Origin of the sequence: Gillisia sp. Hel_I_86, from assembly GCF_007827275.1 — a bacterium.
Classification (GTDB): Bacteria; Bacteroidota; Bacteroidia; order Flavobacteriales; family Flavobacteriaceae; genus Gillisia.
This window is the reverse complement of the sequence record NZ_VISE01000001.1, coordinates 841,942-861,423: the sequence shown is the minus strand read 5'-3', so window position 1 is coordinate 861,423 and position 19,482 is coordinate 841,942. Positions and strand designations below refer to the sequence as shown.

The 19,482-nt window shown below is 38.2% G+C and carries 15 protein-coding genes; 9 read left to right on the top strand and 6 right to left on the bottom strand.

Features of this window, described 5'->3' with window-relative positions; all coding sequences use genetic code 11:
- Nucleotides 1-60: 60 nt before the first annotated feature.
- The 8 genes from JM83_RS03810 (at nucleotide 61) to ltrA (ending at nucleotide 10,666) form a co-directional block, all read left to right on the top strand.
- The gene (locus JM83_RS03810) at nucleotides 61-2,466 is read left to right on the top strand and encodes an ABC transporter permease (RefSeq protein WP_144963677.1); all 2,406 of its coding nucleotides are present in this window, start codon (nucleotides 61-63) and stop codon (nucleotides 2,464-2,466) included.
- A 40-nt stretch (nucleotides 2,467-2,506) separates the two neighbouring features.
- Nucleotides 2,507-4,918, top strand: a complete 2,412-nt coding sequence (locus tag JM83_RS03805; RefSeq protein WP_144959519.1) for an ABC transporter permease — start codon at nucleotides 2,507-2,509, stop codon at nucleotides 4,916-4,918.
- A gap of 103 nt (nucleotides 4,919-5,021) precedes the next feature.
- Nucleotides 5,022-5,687: an ABC transporter ATP-binding protein gene (locus tag JM83_RS03800; protein ID WP_144959517.1), complete on the top strand. Its 666-nt coding sequence runs from the start codon at nucleotides 5,022-5,024 to the stop codon at nucleotides 5,685-5,687.
- Nucleotides 5,688-5,698: 11 nt separating this feature from the next.
- Nucleotides 5,699-7,111 (top strand): TolC family protein, encoded by a 1,413-nt coding sequence (locus JM83_RS03795; protein WP_261376332.1) that lies wholly within the window; start codon nucleotides 5,699-5,701, stop codon nucleotides 7,109-7,111.
- Between the two features lie 340 nt (nucleotides 7,112-7,451).
- Nucleotides 7,452-7,805: a hypothetical protein gene (locus tag JM83_RS03790; RefSeq protein ID WP_144959513.1), complete on the top strand. Its 354-nt coding sequence runs from the start codon at nucleotides 7,452-7,454 to the stop codon at nucleotides 7,803-7,805.
- Nucleotides 7,806-8,006: 201 nt separating this feature from the next.
- Nucleotides 8,007-8,555, top strand: a complete 549-nt coding sequence (locus JM83_RS03785) for a transposase (protein WP_144959511.1) — start codon at nucleotides 8,007-8,009, stop codon at nucleotides 8,553-8,555.
- 684 nt (nucleotides 8,556-9,239) lie between these two features.
- Nucleotides 9,240-9,365: a hypothetical protein gene (locus JM83_RS19355; protein WP_261376330.1), complete on the top strand. Its 126-nt coding sequence runs from the start codon at nucleotides 9,240-9,242 to the stop codon at nucleotides 9,363-9,365.
- 41 nt (nucleotides 9,366-9,406) lie between these two features.
- Nucleotides 9,407-10,666 carry a group II intron reverse transcriptase/maturase gene (ltrA, locus tag JM83_RS03780; RefSeq protein WP_144959509.1) on the top strand — a complete coding sequence of 420 codons (1,260 nt, stop codon included), beginning with the start codon at nucleotides 9,407-9,409 and terminating at the stop codon, nucleotides 10,664-10,666.
- Between the two features lie 992 nt (nucleotides 10,667-11,658).
- Here the strand turns inward: ltrA and JM83_RS03775 are convergent.
- The 3 genes from JM83_RS03775 to JM83_RS03765 form a co-directional block, all read right to left on the bottom strand.
- Complete coding sequence (locus JM83_RS03775) at nucleotides 11,659-13,521, bottom strand: serine hydrolase domain-containing protein (RefSeq protein ID WP_144959507.1); 1,863 nt, start codon at nucleotides 13,519-13,521, stop codon at nucleotides 11,659-11,661.
- Nucleotides 13,522-13,686: 165 nt separating this feature from the next.
- Nucleotides 13,687-14,280 (bottom strand): HAAS signaling domain-containing protein, encoded by a 594-nt coding sequence (locus JM83_RS03770; protein WP_222430208.1) that lies wholly within the window; start codon nucleotides 14,278-14,280, stop codon nucleotides 13,687-13,689.
- The gene (locus JM83_RS03765; protein WP_144959503.1) at nucleotides 14,277-14,612 is read right to left on the bottom strand and encodes a PadR family transcriptional regulator; all 336 of its coding nucleotides are present in this window, start codon (nucleotides 14,610-14,612) and stop codon (nucleotides 14,277-14,279) included. Before JM83_RS03765 ends, JM83_RS03770 begins: the two co-directional genes overlap by 4 nt.
- A 296-nt stretch (nucleotides 14,613-14,908) precedes the next feature.
- Here JM83_RS03765 and JM83_RS03760 point away from each other — a divergent pair, with 296 nt between their 5' ends.
- Entirely contained in the window at nucleotides 14,909-16,321 is a 1,413-nt protein-coding gene (locus tag JM83_RS03760; protein ID WP_144959501.1) for a serine hydrolase, read from the top strand.
- 316 nt (nucleotides 16,322-16,637) lie between these two features.
- Here JM83_RS03760 and JM83_RS03755 read toward each other — a convergent pair whose 3' ends face one another.
- From JM83_RS03755 to JM83_RS03745, 3 genes are read right to left on the bottom strand one after another with little or no spacing between them, the layout of a single operon-like run.
- Nucleotides 16,638-17,303, bottom strand: coding sequence for a hypothetical protein (locus JM83_RS03755; protein WP_144959499.1), 666 nt, complete (start codon nucleotides 17,301-17,303; stop codon nucleotides 16,638-16,640).
- A 34-nt stretch (nucleotides 17,304-17,337) separates the two neighbouring features.
- The gene (locus JM83_RS03750) at nucleotides 17,338-18,054 is read right to left on the bottom strand and encodes a response regulator transcription factor (protein WP_144959497.1); all 717 of its coding nucleotides are present in this window, start codon (nucleotides 18,052-18,054) and stop codon (nucleotides 17,338-17,340) included.
- On the bottom strand, nucleotides 18,051-19,445 hold the full coding sequence (locus JM83_RS03745; protein WP_144959495.1) for a sensor histidine kinase: 1,395 nt from the start codon (nucleotides 19,443-19,445) through the stop codon (nucleotides 18,051-18,053). The genes JM83_RS03750 and JM83_RS03745 overlap by 4 nt, the downstream gene beginning before the upstream one ends.
- Between the last annotated feature and the right edge of the window lie 37 nt (nucleotides 19,446-19,482).

The following is a 19,482-nucleotide window of genomic DNA, read 5'->3' as shown; positions in this document are numbered from 1 at the left end:
CAGTATGCAGATGGCAGAGACACAAATAACGATAAACAGATAACAATTAAGCTTTTTAAGATGATAAGGAATTACTTTAAAATAGCGTGGCGGAACTTAAAAAAGAAAAAGCTCAATACAGCTATACATATTCTAGGGCTGTTTATAGGGATCAGTTTTGCATTGCTTATTGCTGCTTTTGTGTGGCAGGAACTTCAGGTAAATAAAAACCTGAAAAATGCTGAAAGGCAATATCTTTTAACCAGCCAATGGAAAAACCCCAATACGGGAGCAGATTTTACAACTTTGGCACCTTTAGCTGAAAGTCTAAAAGAAAATTATCCACAATTGGTCGCTAATTATTATCGCTGGGATGGCATTACATCGATTATTTCTAACGGAAATATGAACTATAGGGAAGGCATTCAATTGGGCGATGAAAGTTTTTTGGAAATGTATGGTTTTGAATTGTTGCACGGAAATGCCAAAACTGCATTTGAGAATCCATTTTCAGTTATTATCAAATCTGGAAAAGCTATAAAATTCTTCGGAAAAACGGATGTGGTAGGAAAGACCTTGACTATTCAGAACTTTGATGGGGAAAGTAACGAATTTACGATTACTGGTGTGTTAGCCGAAATTTCAAAAAATTCTGTTTCCGAGTTTTTTGAGAAGGACGATAACGGATTTTTTATTGCCAAAAACTCTGCAACGTATTTTAACCGAGACAATTTTCAGAATTGGGAATCAACCATCTATGTTTCCTATATAGAACTTCAACCGGGCAAAACGCCCAGAGATTTAGAAATTCCCATTCAAGAATTGATAAAGAACCATACTTCCGAAGAAATTCAGAAAAACCTAAGCATTCTCCCCGTAAAATTAAGCGATTACTATTTGGAAAAAGACGACCGCACGATAAAACAGATGCTTTATACCTTATCATTTATCGGACTTTTCATCTTGCTAATGGCGATGATAAACTTTATAAATATCTCGATAAGCCACTCTGGAAGCCGAATGCGTGAGATTGGCATCCGTAAGGTTTTGGGCGGAAGAAAAAAACAATTGATTATACAATTTTTAAGTGAATCGATCATTTTAACAGGAATAGCAACCATTTTAGCCTGTATCGCATATCCATTTTTGGGAACGTGGTTTGGGGAATTAATTGGAAAGGAACTGATTTCTTTATCACAATTTCCAATTTATTTTATACTGATTCCGCTCTTGCTTGTACTGGTTATTGGCATATTGGCAGGACTTTATCCAGCAGTTGTGTTATCGTCCTTTAAATCTATCGATGCGCTAAAAGGGAAATTGAAGAATAATTATAGCAGCGAAACTTTACGCAAGACACTTTTAGGTTTTCAATACGTAACGGCACTTGTTGTTCTTATCTCGGCATTGATAGTTGCAAAACAGGTAGATTTTTTCTTCGGAAAAGGACTGGGGTACGATAAAGATTACGTTGTGACCGCTGCCGCACCAAGAGACTGGACACCGGAAGGTATTCAGAAAATGAAAACAATACGAGATGATTTTAAAAAAATACCTTCTGTACAAAATGTGAGCCTTTCTTATGAAATACCAAATGGTAATAATGGTTTTCAAATATCTTCCTATAAAGCCGGAGAAAATCCTGATCTGGCAATTTCGGCACAAGGTTTTGTTGCAGATGAATCGTATCTGGAAACATATAAAATTCCATTATTGGCAGGTAGAAATTTGCTAGACAATGAGCCTAACGCTAATAAGGTTGTAATCAACAAAAAGGCTGTGGAGGCTTACGGTTTTAAAAATGCACACGAGGCCATTGACCAACAACTAACGATTGTAGGAGAAGATGAACCCCTTATTATTACTGGTGTATTTGGCGATTTCCATTTTGAAACTATGCAGCAACCGATAAAACCTCAAGTGATTTTTAACGTAAACTCGAATGCCATCTATCGCTATTTCACTTTTAAAATAAACCCAAATTCTGTTCATCAAAGTCTGGCCGAAATTCAAAAAAAATGGCAAGTACTGATGCCTGGTTCATCTTTCGAATACAAATTTATGGACGAAACCTTGGAGAATTTGTATGCTCGCGAAATTAGATTTAGAAAGGCCGCAACTACAGCTACGGTATTGGCTTTGCTTATTGCCTTAATGGGAATTTTTGGAATGGTCGCATTGAATATAGATAAACGTATAAAGGAAATGGGGATAAGAAAGATTTTAGGTGCATCAATTAAAAGCATTGGTTATTTGTTTATAAAGGAATTTTTAATTGTTCTGGCAATAGCAATAATTATTGCTTGTTCTTTGGCTTATTGGCTAATGCAGCTTTGGCTAGAAAATTATTCCTATCGCATAACCATTGGTATAAAGCCATTTTTAACTGCAATCATTTTGATAGGAAGTATTACGGTAGTCCTTATTTTACTTCAAACCCTGAAAATTGCCATGGCAAACCCGGTAAAAAGTTTACGGACGGAATAAAAGCCCCCTAACCCCCGAAGGGGGAATAAAAAATGAAATAATGATCAAGAATTATTTAAAAACGGGCTGGCGGAATATCATTAAGAACAAAGGCACTTTTTCCATCAATATTATGGGGCTTGCCCTGGGAATTGCCTCGTGTATTATGATGATGCTCTATGTGGTAAATGAACTGAGCTACGATAAGTTTAACGTAAAGGCAGACCAGATAGTCCGGGTGGTTTTTAAGGCGAATATCAAAAACGAAGCGATAAAAGAGGCCGTGGTAATGGCTCCCGTTGCACAAACCCTCAAAAATGATCTTCCCGAAGTGATAGACGCCACCCGACTGGCAAAATCTTTTAACAACAGAATTGAATTCAACGGATCTTATTACGGCCAGAATAGTCTGGCGTATGTAGATCCCAATTTTTTCGATGTTTTTACACTGCCTATCATTCAGGGAAATAAAAATACCCCATTGAATGAACCAAATTCGGTAGTTATTTCAGAATCTTTGGCCAGGAATATTTTTGGGGATTCAGATCCTGTTGGAAAGACGATTACCGTTACAAATAGGGATGAAAAGCTAACTGTTTCTGGGGTGATGGAAGATATTCCCAAAAACTCACATTTTCATTTTGATATGCTCGTTTCTACTTTAGGTTATGCGCCAGCCAAAAATACCTCCTGGATGCAATCTGATTTTTTCACTTATTTGGTGCTCAAAAAAGGAACCGATATTGGTTCGGTTGAAGCCAAACTCCCCGAGATCAACAAAAAATATATGGGTCCGCAGATGATGGATGCGATTGGTACCTCTTACGAAGAATTTCAAAAAGACAACAGTCTGGGACTTTTCCTTCAGCCACTCACCCATATTCATCTATATTCTGATTTCTCTGATGCCACTACTTTGGAACAGGGCGGGGATATCAAGTACATCTATATTTTTAGTGCCGTGGCATTTTTTATGCTGGTGATTGCCTGTATCAACTTTATGAACCTCGCAACGGCCTCTGCTTCCAAAAGATCTAAAGAAGTCGGCATCCGCAAAGTCTTGGGATCCAATAAAAAGCAACTTATTTATCAGTTTTTATCAGAAGCTTTCGTTTCAACGCTGATCACCACTTTTCTGGCTATCGCTCTTTTCTCGATTGCACTGCCTTTTTTCAATCAATTAGCGGGAAAGGAAATAGAATTTGCAATGCTTTTAAAACCGGTCTATATTTTAGCCTTATTGGGACTTATCTTTCTTATCACCATTTTCGCGGGAGCATATCCTGCATTTTACCTCTCCTCTTTTAACCCGTTAAACGCTCTAAAGTCGAAATTTTCGGGCAGCGGAAAAAGTTCTGGGATTCGTAGTGGTTTGGTGATTTTTCAGTTCGTGGTCTCTACCGGGCTCATTCTCGCCACCTTGGTAGTGAAGGAGCAGATGAACTATATTCAGAACAAGGACATAGGCTATAACAAAGATCAGCTTCTGGTTGTTCGAAATACCTATTTACTGGAAAATAACGAAGATAATTTTATAGATAGGATAAAAAGGGATCCTCGTATTGAAAACCTAACCCATTCCGCATTTGTTCCTGCGGGTGAAAGTGATAATGAGGTAGGTGGGATTTTTTTGAATGGGGACTTCCAGCGCCGGATGTTCTTTTATAATGTAGATGAAAATTACATTCCCACAATGGGCATGGAACTGCTGCAGGGCAGGAATTTTTTCAAAGAATTTGGTGATGAAAGCGATAAGGTTATTGTGAATGAAAAAGCTGCCGAAGTTCTTGGCATAGGCAAAGACGCCATTGGCAAGATTTTTCAGCGGGATACCAATGAAGGTTTAAAGGATATAACCGTTATAGGGGTAATAAAAAATTTCAATTTTAAATCGCTGCACCAGGAAATTGAACCGCTTATCCTGAAGAAAAATCCTTATGGCGGAATGATCATCAGGTCTAAAGTTGCCGATATGTCTGGCATTATCCAAAACCTAGATGAAGATTGGAACAGTTATAATCCTAAAGAAGCTTTAAACTATAGTATTCTGGACGATTCCTTCAATCACACGTATCTCAAGGAACGTAAAATGGGAACTATCCTTACTCTTTTTGCCATTCTCACGATTATAGTTGCCTGCTTAGGACTATTCGGGCTCGTGACCTTTACGGCAGAACAGCGTTTTAAGGAAATAGGGATCAGGAAAGTGTTGGGCTCTTCGGCTACGCAGATCGTAACATTATTGTCAAAAGATTTTATCAAACTGGTAGGGATTTCATTTCTGATCGCGTTTCCCTTAAGTTATTATCTCATGAACAAATGGCTTCAGGATTTCGCCTATCGTATCCAGATCCACTGGTGGTTATTTTTGCTGGCCGCGATCATTACTCTTGGAATTGCATTTTTAACCATTGGTATTAAGAGTTTTAGGGCAGCCAGTGTAAATCCAATAAAAAGTTTGAAAACAGAATAAGCCCCCTCTGCCCTTTGGGCATCTCCCCCGAAGGGGGAGAACTAAGAAAATTAAAAAATGAAGCTGAAACAAATTCAGCTTGACATAAATAAATATAAAATATATGCTAAAATTAGAACACATCTATAAATGGGTAAAATCGGGCGGAAGAAGAATTTTTTTGCTCAACGATTTAAGCCTGAATGTCGAAAAAGGAGAATTTCTCTCTATCATGGGTCCATCGGGTTCCGGAAAATCCACATTGCTTAATGTTATCGCCATGCTCGACGAATTTAATGAAGGAGAATATTATTTTGAAGACGAAGCCATCCATGACCTCAGTTCGAAAAAAAGGACAGGGATTTTCAATCAGAATATCGGTTTTATTTTCCAGGCTTATCATTTGCTTGATGACCTCACTGTTTATGAGAATATCGAAACCCCGCTGCTTTACAAAAAAGTGAAAAGTTCAGAACGGAAAGCATTGGTGGCAGATATCCTGGACCGCTTTAATATGGTGGGAAAGAAAGACCTTTTTCCGCATCAATTAAGTGGGGGGCAACAGCAACTTGTTGGTATTGCACGGGCATTGATTATCAAACCTCAGCTCATTCTGGCCGATGAACCAACCGGAAACCTCAACTCCAAGCAAAGTGATGAGATCATGCATCTTTTTAAAGAGTTGAACAGTGAAGGAGTGACCATTATCCAGGCTACACATTCTAAAAGCAACGCCAAATATGGTTCCCGTACCATCAACTTATTGGATGGAAGTGTCAAACATTCTTAAAAATCATCATTTTGAAAAAAATCATCATTATACTAGTATTGATCACCACCAGTTTAAATGCCCAGAACACAAAAAATCAAGGGCTTTCCTTGGAAGAATGTATTCAGATAGCCTTGGACAACAACATCAATTTAAAGCGATCTTATCTACAGGCCAAAACAGAAAGACTTAATTTCCGAGGAACCAAATCTAGGGTGCTCCCAGCAATCAATGGTAGCTATAGTTATGCCGTGAATAAAGGAAGAAGTATAGATCCGTACACCAACGATGTGATTGATCAGCAATTTAGTTACAGCAATGCCGGATTACGTCTAAATGCCCCAATATTTAACGGATTTGAACTAAGAAACAGCATTCAACGGGACCGGTACAACATGGAAGCGGCCCAGGCTGAAAAGGAAGCGACAAAGCAACAGCTAATACTGGATGTTACTCTAGCTTATTTTCAGGTTTTGAACACCCGCGATTTGTGGGAACTCACAAAATTACGACTTGAAAGCACCATTAAGCAAACAAATCGCATTAAAAGCCTGAACGATGAGGGAGCTGGGAACCCGGCCGATTATACCGATATTAAAGGACAGTTAAACAATGATCAGTCGGCAGTGATTGCAGCAAAAAACAATATGCAACAATCACAACTAAATCTCGCACAACTGCTAAATGTGGACACTGAAGTCAAGGTTACGGAATTTCATGCACTGGCTGAAATAAAAAAACATGAACTTTCTGCGGAAGAAATCTATTTAGAATCCCTTGAAAACCTACAGGTTTTTGATGGGCAACGTTTACGCATAAAAGCAACAAAAGAAGATATAGCGGTTGCCAGATCTATATTTGTGCCAGATATTTCCCTTTTTGCACAATTGAACACCAATTATTCCAGTTTGGCAAGTTTGTTGAATGAAACCGGAACTCAGGTGCTGGAAACGGGGGGGTTTATTAGTATTAACGAGATTGCCTATCCGGTCCTTGCCAATGAAAGTCAGTTTTCACAGCAGGACATTTCGTATTTTGATCAGTTAGACAATAACCTTAGCTCTGTGGCTGGAATAAGCATGGATGTTCCAATTTTTAATGGTTTTCGGGGGAAAAGATCGGTCGCTTTGAAGAAAATCCAGATGGAAGATGCCAAGCTTCAATTGGAGAACACAAAAAATGAATATTTCCAAGCGATCAAACTAGCTTATAGCGATATGGAAGCTGCTTACGAAAACTATTTTGTTCTCCGGGACCAGGTACGGGCCTATGAACATTCTTACGAAGTAAACGAAATTAGGTTTACCGATGGGGTTTCCAATATCGTTGAATACATCATCAGCAAAAACAACCTTGACCGTTCCATGATCAACCAGACCAATGCCAAATATGAATTTCTTATCAGAATAAAGATTCTGGAGTATTATAGGGGAAAAATAGAATAAATAGGCAGAAATTGACTTTATTTAATCCCTCATTGAGGGTTTAATTCCCAAAGGTTGCCTCGAATTTTTAAAATTATTTTCCAAGGCATACCTCGTGGGCTTGCCCCGAGGTTCTTGATCACAATGGAGGCTTTTACAAGCCAAAGAACTGTTGATTGAAAGTGATAAATCGGTTGGAGAAATAGCGGCGGAAGTAAGTTGTCAATCTGAAGCTGCCTTTAACCGAGTTTTTTTAGTACATGACAAAAAATAATAAACAGCTGAAAACCCGTAAAACAAGGAGGTAGAAATTATAACAAAAGACTGATGTTCAGTATTTTAAAGGTAAAACAACCACGTAATGCCTTTAAAAAAGAATACCAGTCTCCATAACGGAGATACGCAATTATTGATACTATTTAAAGCCCATTTTGGAGGCTTTCTGAACTTGGCCAGGATCCGACTAATCTGTCATTTCATAACGGCCCTGTGCAAGATAAAGTCTGTGAATTATTCCAAGCTATCGGCTGGTTTCGATACCCAGGTCAATGCTTTAAGCAATTATGGGCGGATCCAGCGCTTTATGTCCGGTGCAGCATTGCCCATGGAGTGGGTGGCCAAGTTGATCTTTGCCTTGTTGCCCCAGAAAGGGGCCCTTGTTCTGGTGATGGACCGGACCAACTGGAAGTTTGGACAGAGCAACATCAACATATGAATGCTGGGGGCCTGTTACAAGAATGTGGCCTTTCCTTTGATGTTCCGTATGTTGGATAAGCGGGGGAACTCCAATACGCTTGAACGCATTGCACTGGTGAAGGATTTTATAGCGTGGTTTGGCCCAGAACGTATCGACTGTCTGTTGGCCGACCGGGAGTTTGTAGGAGGGGACTGGTTGGGTTTTTTAAACCGGTAAAATATCAGGTACCATATCAGGATACGGAACAATTTTAAGGTGTTCTCTCTAATACGGCAAAAACAGGTCACAGCCTGGCACCTGTTTAATAACCTGAAAGTTGGTGAGCTGGGACATTATCAGGGGATCGTCAAGATGTACGGCCAGTTGTGCTATCTCTCGGGGACCAGAACAATAAAGGATGGTAAAATAGAGTACCTCATCCTGGTCTGCTTTAACCAACCCGACCAAGCTTTGGAATATTATGGGAAGTGCTGGCAAGTGGAAACGCTCTTTCGAGGATTGAAATCCAGTGGGTTCAACATCGAGGACACCCATGTGATTGCCTTGGATCGACTGGAAAAATTGATGCTGTTGGTTATGATTGCCTTTGTCTGGTGCTACAAGATAGGGGATTTTATCGATAATGAGATTCGGCCCATTAGGATCAAAAAACACGGAAGGAGGGCCCTTAGTGTTTGTAAATATGGACTTGATTACCTCTCCAGGGTATTGCTTACAGGATATAACGAATTGAATATTAACCTATGGCAATTTTTGTCATGTACTTAGTCGTAAAACATTAAAAATCCAACTTGAATTTTTTTCATTTACTTTACTTTTTTTCAAATATTCATTAAAAATCACAGCTAATTGTCTTGGTTCGCAAGTTGCAAAATAAGGGACGTGAACTTGTCGGCTTAGTTGTTTTCTACTTGGTCTCTAAAATAACACTTTTCACCGGAATGCCCGCTATTTGCTGTTAAACGATGTTGTAAAACGTTGTGTGTCCTGTGTTGCTTCGGGATACAATTTAAGTAAAATTGAGGAGCAACAAAACTGTAATTGAGATGAGAGTCTCATAATTTTCTGGAAACGACCCCGGCATTTGTTTCGGGTGGAAACACGCAAGAAGGTTTTGGGGATTGGTCTCTCGGCTGGGATGTTTAGGCATACCGGTCAAACCGCCTTATGGGGCTTACCTTTCACGGGTTGGTCTTGAGCGATAAGGTCAAAGGCGCTACTGCCACTTGTAGGGTAATGTAGTTTGCTATGGTGGGGGTAAAGAAGCTGAACGAGATGTGAGTGAACCCTTGTAGAAGTGTCGTAAACAACTTTAGTATTGTCAAAATCGAGGGATGGGCGGTCCCGAGAGACAGGACTTGACGGGAGTAACCTATTTACTGGTCAAGTGGCAATCGGCATAAAGAGGGCAGGAGCTTTACTTACGGCTCAATTACGGAACAGGAGAAGCTAATGGCAGGTGCGAAAATTCCACAACCCCGAAGGGCAAGGAAGAAATTAGCCATACGTGCCATTAGTGACGGATTATCCCGTAGTAGCGATGAGCATCCTGTAATGGGATGGGAGCGAAGGGGCTGACTTAACAGTTTTAACTTGTATTACAACTAATGTAGATTAGGATGATTTTCAAAGAGAAACAAAAGTCGCAACCGATAGATAAGCGACAGGTAATGGAAGCCTTTAAGAAGGTACGCAGTAACAAGGGTGCATCGGGTGTCGATAAAGTATCGATTTCCGAAGTGTCCGCTCGCCCTATGAAATACCTTTATCCCGTATGGAACAGGTTAGCGAGTGGAAGTTACTTTCCCAAGCCCGTTCGCGAAGTAGAAATACCCAAAGCAGATGGCAGGATGCGGAAACTGGGCATCCCGACGGTACAAGACCGAACGGCTCAAATGGTAATTAGAGAGGAGCTGGAGCAGCTTGCAGATAAGCGGTTCAGCAAAAGTTCCTTTGGCTATCGACCGAACAAATCGGCGCACCAAGCCATAAAGCAATGCAGGGAAAACTGTATGGCGATGGATTGGGCAATAGATTTGGACATCAAGAGTTTTTTTGATGAGATAGACCACGATTTAATGCTCAAAGCATTGGGTCACTTTACCAAAGAGAAGCACATTCACTTGTACGTGACACGTTGGTTAAAAGCCAGTGTCCAAAAGAAAGATGGGAGTGTTCATCCCCGTAGCAAAGGCACACCACAGGGAGGTGTTATAAGCCCATTATTGGCAAACATTTTCCTAGACGTTGTTTTTGACAAATGGATTGAACAGCACCATCCCGAAGTAAAGTTTGAACGATATGCAGATGATATTATCATCCATTGTGCAAACTTCAAACAAGCCCTGCGGACTTTGGAAGCGGTAAAAGCCAGATTTGAGCAATGCAAGTTGCAGATAAAGAAAGGCAAGAGCAATATTGTTTATTGCAAGCGCAACCAAAAGAAGCACCCACCGTTCAAGGTCCACTATGTAACCTTCAGTTTTTTAGGTTTTACATTCAAACCAAGAATGGTAAAGGGCTACTACGGGAACTTTCATTTGGGTTTCACGCCCGCCATCAGCCGCCAAAGTCAAAAGCGAATCAATCAAACCTTGTTCAAGATGAAACTGCACCGTATGGTTCACTTGCGCCTGCCCGATTTGGCAGGCATTATAGCGAACAAAGTACGAGGGTGGATTCATTATTACGGCAAGGTGCGAATGAGCGAACTACATTATGTGTTCCGCTTTTTGAATATGCGACTGGCTAAATGGGTACGCAACAAATATCGGCGATTTAGGCGTAAACATTGGTTCTTTGCCTACAAATGGTTACAGGAGACTGCCAAGCAGTTTCCCAATCTATTTGTGCATTGGCAATATGGTTTTACGCCTTAGACTTGTTAAGAAGAGCCGTATGATGTGAGAGCATCACGTACGGTTCTGAGAGAGGTTTAGGGGTGCAATTCCCCTTTACCTACTCGACCTTTTCGCTATGCGGCTTGCGTTGGCAGAGACCTGTTCTTTATGGTTTTGACGCTGCGCAGGCTTAGCGACTGTAAATGTATATGGTTCGTAGAGTTAACTTATATGCTATATAATTTTTGAGGAATGATTGTATGGCAAGATTGAGGTAAAAGCCTATCCATTTGGAGAAATTTTTAGGCAGGGTATTCTTCGTGTTTCAACAGAATAGAGTGCTAAAAGGTTTGATTTTTTGTCAACCTATTTTGGGGCAATACGTAATTCCAAATCCTGTTATTAGAAAAGAAGTTATTGAAAATGACTTTTAAACTTTGGTATAAGCCCAATTCCTTTGAGTTGCTATTATATTTTAACATTTCAAATTAAAAGATAATGCGATGCTTTTTCGAAAGGCGTCAAAATACTGAACAGGCTTATAAAATGGATTATTCTCTAGAAGCAAGATTTAAAGCAGTTTGTTTCCGAAGATGGAAATTAGAATTTTTGTGGCCCTGTCCAAAACCTTTTAATCCCTCATTGAGGAGTTTAATTCCTCGAGGCTTGCCTCGAATTTTTAAAATTATTTTCCAATGCATACCTCGTGGGCTTGCCCCGAGGTTCTTGATTGAAGCACTTTTTTCGAAATGAGGCTTTTCGGCTTCGAACTGTTGGGAGCAGGGCAATGGGTTGAATGGGATGGTATCTTAATCATTAAATAATTTCTTTTTTAAGTACTAGAAATATAAGACCAGTTTAAGTTACTGGATAAACCTTTAGAGCTTCAGCCATTTCGTATATTTAGTTGAACAGCTTCTTATCCAAGCTTTCCTGTGGAATAATTGTTTTTTTGTGCGTCGTGCGGAACTTTATAGCGTGCTTTATAAATCCAACCCTGGATTATATCTTTAATTCCAACCACAGATTCTTTAGTAACTCCAGAGCATTACTGCAAACCACCCATGAAAAGCACAGTACGAGATAATTATAGTAGATCCTATTATAAACCACCCATTTAGCACTTTTCCTATACCGTTAAGACCCTGCCAATTTTTGTATAGAACGTAGGCCGCTACAAAAAGAAATATTGGTGCCAATAACGAAGTGATAAAAATAAATACAGAAAGTATACTGATGCTACCCAGTTTTTCCAGACTATTAAGAGAAGAATTTAACAGAAAAACGATCAGGGAAGAAAAGATGAGCCAATAAGGCAATGCCAAGATAAATGTCCTATAAAGACGTTGTTTCTTCCGAGTTCTTTTAAAAGCAAAGATGATCAGCCGAAATAGAAACACAGCAGTTATCGCAAAACCAGCAAATATACTTAAGACCAATACGAGCCTTAAAATAAAAATCCATGTGCTACTAACTGGTACCAGCACATCTTCGTAATAATAAAGCGATTTTTCATCGCCATTCATAGTAAGAAAAACGGAAGGATTAACTTCTCCAGTTCCAATGAAAGAATTGCCACCGCACCGGCTATAATTTTCTTCACTTCCTAACCTCTTGATTGAGATTGAATCTCCTTCTTTCTCCAGTTTTAATATATGAAATGGATAATTGAACAAACTGAAAATTTCATTTCGGGAATTTAAAATACGATACTCTCCCTCCCAGGCTTTAAAGTCATTTGGAATCTCCTGCGCAATCGGAGCACACACTTTTTCGGCAGAATTTTCCTCAGCAAAATGATCTATCAAAATATCTAATATTTCACCATTTCCGGCACCCCTGTTATTGCTGATCGCAATACCTATATTTAGGTCCCGGTCATAGATAAAATCGGTAGTAAAGCCATTGATGTAGCCATTATGTCCCAGGAATTGGTGATCATTTTTCCCAAATTCACGTGTATAAAGCCCCAGTCTGTAGCCGTCTTCAATATGGTTGGTGTTTTCGAACCATCCATGCAGTTTCTCCATTTCTTTCACTCCATTTCTTCCAATCAGCGGAATACAATCCTGCATTTCTTCGCTCAGCATGTATTGCAAAAACCGGGACAAATCCTCTGCATTGCTAAGCAGGCCGCCTACAGCTTCGCCTGCTAAATAGCCACTGTTAACCAATCGGTTATTCCCGTTATAGCCCTTTGCAAATTGAGAAGATGGTACATTGCGTCCGTTTTCACTAAGATATTGGGTATTATTCATGTTTAGCGGGAGCAGGACCTTGTTTCGAATGTATTCTTGGTATGGCTGACCGCTAATTTTTTCTATTAGATAACCCAGAATCACATAAGACGGATTGGAATAGGAATGAACAAGGCCCGGCTTCCATCGACTTCGAAAAGATTTTTTATAAATATCCACTTCCTCATGTGCAGTCATACCGGGTTTGGGTTCTATTGCAAATACAGAAAAGTGCATATCATCGAATCCAGCTTTGTGCTCCAACAAATGTTTTATTTTCACGGGATATTTTTCCTCCCATTTATTTTCAAAGGGGATTTCAGGAGCAATATCTTTTAGTTCATCATTTAGGCTCAATTTATTTTCTTCCACAAGTTTCATAACTGCAAGCGCTGTAAAGCTTTTCGAAACTGAACCAATCCTGAACAACGTCTGGGAGTCCACATTGCTGTGAGTAGAAATATCTTTGTATCCCAGAGCCTGTTGCCAAAGAAGGGAGTCTGCTGAAACTACCGTAACAAAAAATCCTGGAATGTTTTTCTTCTTTGTAATTTTGTTGATAGAATCTTGAAGTCCTTCATGAGAAACAGTTTGTGCTTGTAAATGATTAATGAAAGTAAGAACACTAATAATTGTAAATAGCAGATAAGTTTTCATAACAAGTATTAAATTAAAAATGGTGAGGATATTTTATTTATTAGTTTTCAAGATTCTGTCTCAATATTATTTCTTTACCCCTCAAAAGATTCTAATAGTTCAACTAATTAAAGCATTGTATAACCCGTAACATAGCATAACGATGTATAAATTCAAAAAAATGGATTATGTTCGTCCTCTTCTCTTTAGGCGGAGCAGCAAGGTAATTAGTACGTACAAAATAATTGTAACAAGGCTCATTACGGGAATAAACCAATTTCCCAATACCTCTTCAACTCCCTGAGTTTGTCTGGATTCTGAATTTATTGATCCCAATACAAAAAAAGCACCTTCTTTAAAAAACAATCCAACCTTATCTGGGTTAAATATTTTAGCCCCGATCACGAACAAAAAACCAAACAGCATAATATATAGAAAAGCAAATACTATGTAAGCAAGGCCATTGGTTATATTTAACACCAAGGCTTTAAACACATGTACCGGATTAAAAGTCTTTGTGGCCTGTTGAAGCTTTTTTTCGGCCACTAAAGGTTTTAAAACTTCTTCTGGAGCGCCGAGGTTTTCAATCACGTTCAATAAATTATCTACTTCATTATCACCAGAATGTCTTTGCATTCCCTCGTATATATGGCTGTTGAATTCCATAAGCACATCTTGCCGATCCTCTTTAGCCAAGGTGGTAGTGGTGCGCTTAATCCGGTTGATGTAATCGGTGTAAATTTTTTGTGATGCCGACTGTTGAAAACCCAGTACTTTCATTTTAATATCTTTTTGATTGAGACTTCAAGGGTTTCCCAGAAGATTCTCATCTGTTTCAAAGTTTCTTCCCCGGTAGGGGTAAGGGTGTAGTATTTTCTGGGTATGCCCGAATCCTGTTCTACCCACTTCGATGTAACAAGGTTTTCATTCTTGAGCCTGTTCATCAAGGGGTACAGCGTACCTTCAGCAATTTCAATAGCCGTGTTCTTCCGAACCTGTTCAATGAGTTCATAGCCATAAAATTCATTGTCTCCAAGAACATTTAATACGATAAAAGCCAAGGTTCCTTTCTTGACCTGTGATTTCCATTTATGTACAAACTCTTCGTTCATTTCACAAACCTAATACAAAATACATAGTTAAACAAGGTGTTTGCAATAATTATCATATTTTCATTTGCTAGGACAGTCAAATTTTAAAATTATAATGCCATAAAAAATGAACTTACCACTAGGTTTTATACGTAGTTTCAACTACTATATGTTGTTATTGTGCATTAAAAAAGTCCTTTTATTTCGTATCCTTTATTTTTAAAATTATTTATCTAGAATGATGCAACCACTAATAACTAATAGGAAAAATGTAATATTTAAATATTTAATAAGTCTTTAAAGAAAATAAGAGATTCATGAGACTATTTATTATTACTAGAGGAATAAGTTTTTTAATAATTGCACTATCAATTCTTGGATGTAAAGCTCAACTTACAGAAAACCAAAATGAGGCTAGATATGTCAAGCAAATCGATTCTCTAATAACAAAATCATACGAGAGAGACCTTTTTAATGGAAATGTTCTTGTTGTAAAAAAGGATAATATTATTTATCAAAAATCTTTTGGTTATACAGATGGCACCCAACAAATTAAATTAAATGATAAATCAATTTTTAATATCGGTTCTATTGCAAAGGAGTTTAATGGTGTCGCAATAATGATGCTTAATGAACGTGGTCTTCTAAACCTAGATGACACTATTTCTAACTTTAATTTTGGATTACCAAATTGGTCAGAAAAAGTTACCGTAAGACATCTACTAAATTATGCAGGAGGAATACCTCAAATCGACCCACTAAACCCTGGTAGCGATGAAGAGGCCTGGAATATTTTAAAAAATAACGATAGCTTACTTTTTAAACCAGGAACTGATTTTATCTATGACAATAGTAATGTGTTCTTACAGCGAAGAATCATTGAAAAAGTAACCGGACAATCGTTTGAGGAATTTGTTATTGAAAATATTCTTAGACCTTTAAAAATGACAAATTCGGTATTTGATCCAAAAGAAAATTATGATAACCGGACATCCTGTTACGATTTTGATAATATAAAGTGTCCCGAAATGAATTTTATTAGTGGTTGGTTATGGTTAGACATGAATGATTTATCCAAATGGATTGAAGCAATGAACTCAAATGTCTTGATCTCTCAAAAATCCTTTGATACCCTACTAAGAAATCCATATGTAAAAGATAAAACTTCATCCATTGGGGAATATTTTGAAGAAAAGAAACTACAAAGACACAATGGAACTTCTTATAAGTTTGAATCTATTTTTTTAAATGACTTTAAAAATAATATTACGATTATCCTATTATCCAACCATAGAAATAGAGTTTGGGATTTAGGGCATACTATTCATGATATAATGTTGGGGAAACCTTATATAGTTCCTGAAAAATCAATTTATCAAGCCATAAGAAAAGAGAGCCTGAAAGATGTATCCAAAGGAGTAGCATCATATTATTTGCTCAAGAAAAATCAACCAGATGAATACGCTTTTGAAGATCCGGACGAACTTAACAAATTGGGTTATGAACTTTATAGGGCTGGAAAAAGAAAAGAATTAATAGACATATTTAAGTTGGCAACCACAGAATTTCCCAATAATGCAAATTCATTCGATAGTTTAGGAGAGGCTTATTATATTAATGAACAGTATGATTTAGCATTAGCTAGCTATAACACAGCAATAAGCCTTGGAGGCACCAATGGGAATGCCGAAAAAATGGTGAACAAAATCAAAATGAAGAACATCAAATAATTGGCAAAAACAACTGTAGACTTTTTTCAATACCAATATTTAAAATGTGCCATATTATTTCCATCGAATCTAAAGCTGAATGGTCTTTAAAGTTGGAGCGGGGAAGGAAGTTTACCCGTCTTCCAATTTTTTTCGGAATGAGCGACAAGTGGAATGGACAATGCAACCTGTGAAGATGTGTCCAAAACTTTTGAAATGAAGTGCTTCTCCCGGAATAAAGAGGAATGAGCTGAATAGATATTTTTCTTTCTAAAACCTGAAATTTAAAAACCGCTTGACTTTAAAAAGTCAAGCGGGTAAAGCCAAATTCAAAAATTTATTCCTGTTTCTTCTTAATTTTCCTTAATTCCTTCTGTAAACTATCAACTTTTTGCTGCAATCTTTCAGCCTTCATTTTTAGGGCGCTAACCTCTTCCTTGTTTGAGCTTTTACCCAAGCGTTCCGCCTCGTGCTGCATTCGTTGAGCTTCCCTTTGCAGGTGTTGCGCCCTGCGTTTTAGGGCTTCCGCTTTTTGGTCTTCTTCGCCAGAAAGCAATTGATTGATTTCTTTGCCGGTACGTACAAATTTTTCAATCAGCGTATTTGCGGCCTCTTCTTTATCCAATTCCATTTTTAGTTTTCCGGAAGAAAATTTGATGCTGTAAACATCATCTTCTGCGCTCGACAACTTCCATTCCCATTTATCACCATCTTTTTCCAAATTTTCTTTTCCAAACTCATTCAGCAAAAGATCTTTTAGTGCCTTGTCGTTCTTCGAGGAAAATTTTGCACTTAATTTATAGGAGTTGTCCGATTCACTTATCGCAATTGACAGGTTTCCATCTTCATCTGTATCGCTATTCGAAACCGATCGAATGTAATTACTACTGGTGCTCGAAGAGGTACTTACCGTCGTTGAAGAAGTAGGAGTCTTGGGAGTTTGTTGAGCAAAACTTAAAGTACCCAGGCTCATCAATAAACTAGTTAAAAAAATTGCTTTCATAAGATTCAATATTTAAGTGGATTAAATTTATTAGTTAATTATTTTTCTTTTCTTCATCAATGTGCAAGGTGAGTCCAATCCCCCGGGTACTTTCAATACAAATGCTGGGGTCTGCTTTTAAATGTTTTCGGATACGACTGATGAACACATCCATACTCCGTCCAGAAAAAAAGTCATCGTTTTCCCAGATTGCATTCAAAATCTGCTCGCGTTTTAAAAGCTGATTTTTATGATGGAACAAATAACGGAGCAATTCAGCTTCTTTTTCGGTGATCTTTTGAAGCTTACCATTACGCAACAAGCAGTAATTTTTTGTGTCCAAGCTGTAACTGGCCATTTGGATTTTGGAAGGTTTTTTTATGCGTGCCCTGTTTTGCGTGCGCCGCAGGATATTGTTCAGCCGCAAAACCAAAATATCAGCATCAAAAGGTTTGATGATATAATCATCAGCTCCCAGTTTGAGCCCTTTTATTTTGTCTTCCTTTAGCTTTCTGGCCGTTAAGAATATAAAAGGCATTTCGGGAGCGATATCAATTATTTTTTCAGCCAACTGGAAACCATCTAGTTGTGGCATCATCACGTCCAATACACCCATGGCGAAAGGGTTCTTTTGGGATTGTTTAAAAATTTCCAATGCTTCTTTTCCATTTTTTGCCCAAGTGACTTTATAATGGTGTGCTTCCAAATATTGCTTGAGGATACTTCCAAAATCCACATCGTCTTCTGCCAATAAAATAGGTGTCTTTTTCATCTGTCCAACGGGATTTTTATTAAAAAAGCACTGCCTTTTCCCGGTTCACTTTCTACTGAAATCTCCCCGTGATGAGCTTTTACAATTTGTTGCGTGTAATACAAACCTAAGCCAAGTCCTTTCTGTACGTAAACGTCGCCTTGTGGAACGCGGTAAAATTTATCGAACAGGTGTTTTTGTGCCATTTTTGAAATCCCTATTCCTTGGTCTTGAATGGCAATTGTAAACTGGTTTTTATCAACGGTTGTCTTAACCATGATTTCGATAGGTTCTTCACTGTATTTTATAGCATTGTCCAGCAAATTGAACAAAGCGGTGGTAAAATAAAATTTGTCCAATCGCAGCAGGACTTCCTTTTGAAAAAAATCGGTTTTTAAAGTGAGCTTACGATGCTGTAAGCCCATTTTAAAATCTTCCAGTACTTCTTCCAAATAAGGACGTGCCAAGACCTGTGTGCGTTGCAACGGGATACTTTCAGCATGGAGGCTGTTGCTCATGACCTGGTCGATCAGTTTTTGGATGCGGTCGTTCTGCCGATCGATAATTGCTAGGGAATGGGTAATTGCTTTGGGATCATTCTGAATTTCTTTGACCTTCAATCCTTTGGTCGCAATTCCCAAAGTGGCCAAGGGTGTTTTGAGTTCATGGGTGATGTTGTTAATAAAGTCTGTTTTGATGGTATTTATTTTTTTCTGTTTTATAAGGGTTTTCAACGAATAATAAAATAAGCCCACCATCGCCAAAAAAATGATTGTAGAGCCCACCAGAAGACCCGTCATCTGCTTGAACACAATACTTTTTTCATCAATAATTTGCATCAAATCTTGTGCTTTTATCTCCAGGTTGTATTGTTGGGTAATAATCTCTTCCGCGGTTTGATTGATGAATTCATATTGGGAAAAAGTACGGGAAACACTCACTGAATTTGCTTTATCATTGGGGAAATCGGCGCCAAATATTCGAAAGGTCCCGGCTTGTTTCAGCGGAAAAATAGTATCGTTTTCCTTCCCAAAAATCACGATACTTTTAATATTTTTCTTGTAATTGACCGCATATCCCAGCTTTCTGTTTTGCAATTCGCTTTTGTAAATAGGGTAATATTGATCATTTAACGTATCAGCTTTTAATTTGATACGGTAGAGCAATTCCTTTTTGGTAATTCGTCCATTTTTGTAATCGGCAATTTGATTTTTTAATTCCTCGCCCCAAGAATCCAATATCGAATCCAACTCTTGGTTATAATCGATTTTTGAAATTCGATCGCGAGTTTGTTCAATAAAAGCATTCCGCTTTAGGGTATAGGTATTGTAAATCAAATAACCCTGAATACTCGAAAGTGCAATAAATACTACTATTGAAACCGTTATCAACCAAAAAAACTTCGTTTTCATATACTTTAATCTATTCCAAACTTAACACAGTTTCTTC

What these genes read in the sequence shown, in the direction of transcription:
- JM83_RS03810 (WP_144963677.1), top strand. Translation starts at nt 61, where the DNA reads ATGATAAGGAATTACTTTAAAATAGCGTGGCGGAACTTAAAAAAGAAA.
- JM83_RS03805 (WP_144959519.1), top strand. Translation starts at nt 2,507, where the DNA reads ATGATCAAGAATTATTTAAAAACGGGCTGGCGGAATATCATTAAGAAC.
- JM83_RS03800 (WP_144959517.1), top strand. Translation starts at nt 5,022, where the DNA reads ATGCTAAAATTAGAACACATCTATAAATGGGTAAAATCGGGCGGAAGA.
- JM83_RS03790 (WP_144959513.1), top strand. Translation starts at nt 7,452, where the DNA reads ATGCCTTTAAAAAAGAATACCAGTCTCCATAACGGAGATACGCAATTA.
- JM83_RS19355 (WP_261376330.1), top strand. Translation starts at nt 9,240, where the DNA reads ATGGCAGGTGCGAAAATTCCACAACCCCGAAGGGCAAGGAAGAAATTA.
- ltrA (WP_144959509.1), top strand. Translation starts at nt 9,407, where the DNA reads ATGATTTTCAAAGAGAAACAAAAGTCGCAACCGATAGATAAGCGACAG.
- JM83_RS03775 (WP_144959507.1), bottom strand. Translation starts at nt 13,521, where the DNA reads ATGAAAACTTATCTGCTATTTACAATTATTAGTGTTCTTACTTTCATT.
- JM83_RS03770 (WP_222430208.1), bottom strand. Translation starts at nt 14,280, where the DNA reads ATGAAAGTACTGGGTTTTCAACAGTCGGCATCACAAAAAATTTACACC.
- JM83_RS03765 (WP_144959503.1), bottom strand. Translation starts at nt 14,612, where the DNA reads ATGAACGAAGAGTTTGTACATAAATGGAAATCACAGGTCAAGAAAGGA.
- JM83_RS03760 (WP_144959501.1), top strand. Translation starts at nt 14,909, where the DNA reads ATGAGACTATTTATTATTACTAGAGGAATAAGTTTTTTAATAATTGCA.
- JM83_RS03755 (WP_144959499.1), bottom strand. Translation starts at nt 17,303, where the DNA reads ATGAAAGCAATTTTTTTAACTAGTTTATTGATGAGCCTGGGTACTTTA.
- JM83_RS03750 (WP_144959497.1), bottom strand. Translation starts at nt 18,054, where the DNA reads ATGAAAAAGACACCTATTTTATTGGCAGAAGACGATGTGGATTTTGGA.
- JM83_RS03745 (WP_144959495.1), bottom strand. Translation starts at nt 19,445, where the DNA reads ATGAAAACGAAGTTTTTTTGGTTGATAACGGTTTCAATAGTAGTATTT.